The following is a 3,370-nucleotide window of genomic DNA, read 5'->3' on the forward strand; positions in this document are numbered from 1 at the left end:
CCTGACCGGGCAGGGCATCGCCCAGGTCTCGGTCGACGGGTGCGGGGCTCCGCTGTTCGCCGTCTCCCTGCACGGGCTGGCGCGGGCGGCGGCCCGGATCACGACGGCCCCGCCCGTCCGGCAGCGCCCCCGCCCGTCCGGCAGCGCCGCGACCTGCACGCCCTCGAAGCCGTCCTTGGCGAGCAGCCCCGGCACCGCGCGCATCAGCGCGGCCACGTCCCGGCCGGACCCGGACGCCATCTCGGCGTGCAGGCGCATCGCGTCGGCCACCCGCGCCTCCGGCGTACCGGGCGGGGCCGTCGTGATCCGGGCCGCCGCCCGCGCCAGCCCGTGCAGGGAGACGGCGAACAGCGGAGCCCCGCACCCGTCGACCGAGACCTGGGCGATGCCCTGCCCGGTCAGGTCCTCGACGATCTCCGCGATCGCCTGCTGGAGCGGGTGCGCGGGATCCAGGTAGTCGTCCAGCGACCACCCGTTCAGCCGCGCGGTGTAGAGCATCGCCGCGTGCTTGCCCGAGCAGTTCTGCGCGAGCCTGGACGGCAGCCGTCCGGCGCGGACCCAGTTCTCCCGTACGACGGGATCGAACGGGAGGTCGGGGACGTTGCGCAGATCGTCCTCGGTGAGCCCGGCGAGCTCCAGGATCCGCCGCGTACCGGCGAGGTGGCGCTCCTCGCCGGAGTGGCTGGCCGCGGCCAGGGACAGCAGGTCCCCCTCCAGCGGCAGCCCCGCCCGGACCATCGCCACGGCCTGCACCGGCTTGAGCGCCGACCGCGGGTAGAAGGCCGCCTCCACGTCGCCCACCTGCAGCTCCACGCTCCCGTCGGCGGCCAGCACGACCACCGAGCCGTAGTGGACGCCCTCGACGACACCGCCGCGGACGAGGTGTGCGACGGGCGCGTGCAGCGGTTCCCGGACGGCGGGCGCGGCGGCGAGCGATCCCCCGCAGCCGGTCCCGGCGAGCGTGCCGACGTTCGTGCCGCTCATGCGTCCGCCCCGTCCTCGCGCGCGGCCGCGACGGCCGCGACCCGACCGCGCACCCCGTACCAGCCCGCCACCAGCGCCGCCACGATCAGCGGGAGGCACAGCACCGTCGTGCGCCCCGCTCCCCCGTCCGCGTACATCAGGACGAGCACGGCGGCCAGGAAGACGAGGGTGACGAGTTCGGTCCAGGGCGAGCCCGGCAGCCGGTAGGACGGGCGGTCCAGCTCCCCCTCCTCGGTCTTCCGCCAGAACTGCAGATGACAGATCATGATCATGCCCCAGGTGGCGAGGATGCCGAGCGCCGCGAAGTTGAGCACGATCTCGAAGGCGTCGGCGGGGACGACGAAGTTGAGCCCGACACCGAGGACGCAGATGCCGCTGGTGAGCAGGATCCCGCCGTACGGGACCTGGCTGCGGCTCATCACGGAGGTGAACCGGGGCGCCGAGCCGGAGACCGACATGGAGCGCAGGATGCGGCCGGTCGAGTAGAGCCCGGAGTTGAGGCTGGACATGGCGGCGGTCATCACGACGAGGTTCATCACGCCGCCGGCCGCCGGGATGCCGATGTTGGAGAGCACGGTCACGAAGGGGCTCTCCCCGGCGGTGTACCTGTTCCAGGGCAGCAGCATGGAGAGCAGGAGCACCGAGCCGACGTAGAAGAGGCCGACGCGCCACATGATCGAGTTGATGGCCTTGGGCAGGATCTTCTCGGGGTTCTCCGTCTCGCCCGCGGCGACGCCGACCAGTTCGACGGAGGCGTACGCGAAGACGACGCCCTGGACGATCAGCAGCATCGGCAGCAGCCCGTTGGGGAAGAGACCGCCGTTGTCCGTGATGAGGGAGGGGCCGGGGGTGGCCCCGTCGACGGGATGCTGGGTGACCAGCACGAAGATCCCGATCAGCATGAAGGCGACGAGCGCGCCGACCTTGACGATCGCGAACCAGAACTCCAGCTCCCCGAAGATCTTCACGGAGATGAGGTTCACGGTGAGGACGACCGCGAGCGCGACCAGGGCGATCACCCACTGGGGGACGTCGGAGAACATGCCCCAGTAGTGGGTGTAGGTGGCGACCGCGGTGATGTCGGCGACGCCGGTGGTGGCCCAGTTCAGGAAGTACATCCAGCCCGCGGTGTAGGCGCCCTTCTCCCCGAGGAACTCGCGCGCGTACGACACGAAGGCACCGGACGACGGCCGGTACAGGACGAGTTCGCCCAGGGCCCGGACGACCAGGAAGGCGAAGATCCCGCAGACGGCGTACGCGAGGAAGAGGGACGGGCCCGCGTCGGCGAGCCGGCCACCGGCGCCGAGGAAGAGGCCGGTGCCGATGGCCCCGCCGATGGCGATCATGTTGACGTGCCGGGACTTCAGGGACTTGCTGTACCCCGCGTCACCGGCGTCGACGTGCGTGCCTCTCCTGCGTTGCCTCCCTCCCTTCTCCGCCGATCCTGTCTGTTCTTCGAGGTACTGCTCGCTCACGCCTGTGCTTCGCCTTCTGTGGGGGTGTCCGCGGGAAGGGTGCGCCCGGGGCGCACGATCGCGGTGAGGGTCGTCCCGACGCGGTCGAGGTGGTGCGCCATGGCGTCGGTCGCGTCGGATGCGCTGCCGTCGGCGATGGCCTCGACGAGGGCGCGGTGCTCGCGGTCGGACTGCTCGCGGCGGCCGCCGAGTTCGTTGAGGAACGCCGACTGGCGGGCCAGCGCGTCCCGGATCTCCTCGATGACGCGGCGGAAGACCGGGTTCTGGGCGGCCTGCGCCACGGCGAGGTGGAACAGCGTGTCCATGGCCGCCCACGCGGTGGTGTCCCGCTCGTGCTCCATCCGCTCCAGGAGGCGGGTCAGGAGGTCGAGGTCCTCGGGGGTGCGGCGCTCGGCGGCGTACCCGGCCACCGGGATCTCGACGTGCCGGCGCACCTCCATCAGGTCGCTGGCCGTGTAGTCGCCGAAGGTGGGGTCCTCGACGGGGCCGGCCGACACGACGAACGTGCCCTTGCCGGTCCGGGACACGGTCAGCCCCATGGTCTGCAGGGCGCGCAGCGCCTCCCGCAGCACGGGCCGGCTGACCTCCAGACGCCGGCACAGCTCCGCCTCGGAGGGCAGCTTGTCCCCCACGGCGTACTCACCGCGCTCGATGGCACCGCGCAGGTGCCCGAGCACGGCCTCCATGGCGCTGACGCGCCGCGGCGGCGGTACGGAGCCGGTTGTCTGGCTGTCTGACAGGTTCACGGGGGTGATCCTGCGGGGCACGGGAGGCGACTGTCAAGGTCGCCCCTCGTGAAGGGTGTCCCTCATGAGAGGTGTCCCTCGTGAAAGGTGTCCCTCGTGAAGGGTGCCGGTCGCCGTCCCCCGGCAGCGGCCCGCGCCCTCACCCCCAGACGGCCTGTGCCACCT

At 72.1% G+C, this 3,370-nt stretch carries 2 protein-coding genes and 2 pseudogenes; 1 reads left to right on the forward strand and 3 read right to left on the reverse strand.

Features of this window, described 5'->3' with window-relative positions; translation table 11 throughout:
- Positions 1 to 76 precede the first annotated feature (76 nt).
- Positions 77 to 130: pseudogene (locus tag FGF04_RS41810) on the forward strand (hypothetical protein); the annotation flags it as partial.
- Positions 131 to 141: 11 nt separating this feature from the next.
- Here FGF04_RS41810 and FGF04_RS04285 read toward each other — a convergent pair.
- From FGF04_RS04285 to FGF04_RS04295, 3 genes and pseudogenes are all read right to left on the reverse strand, one after another.
- Positions 142 to 984 (reverse strand): annotated as a pseudogene (locus tag FGF04_RS04285) (asparaginase); the annotation flags it as partial.
- Positions 981 to 2,459, reverse strand: coding sequence for an amino acid permease (locus tag FGF04_RS04290; RefSeq protein ID WP_149509855.1), 1,479 nt, complete (start codon positions 2,457 to 2,459; stop codon positions 981 to 983). The pseudogene FGF04_RS04285 and the gene FGF04_RS04290, both read right to left, overlap by 4 nt.
- Positions 2,456 to 3,205 carry a FadR/GntR family transcriptional regulator gene (locus FGF04_RS04295; protein WP_149509856.1) on the reverse strand — a complete coding sequence of 250 codons (750 nt, stop codon included), beginning with the start codon at positions 3,203 to 3,205 and terminating at the stop codon, positions 2,456 to 2,458. Before FGF04_RS04295 ends, FGF04_RS04290 begins: the two co-directional genes overlap by 4 nt.
- Positions 3,206 to 3,370 lie beyond the last annotated feature (165 nt).

This window comes from Streptomyces apricus (assembly GCF_008369065.1).
GTDB classification, from domain to species: Bacteria; Actinomycetota; Actinomycetes; order Streptomycetales; family Streptomycetaceae; genus Streptomyces; species Streptomyces apricus.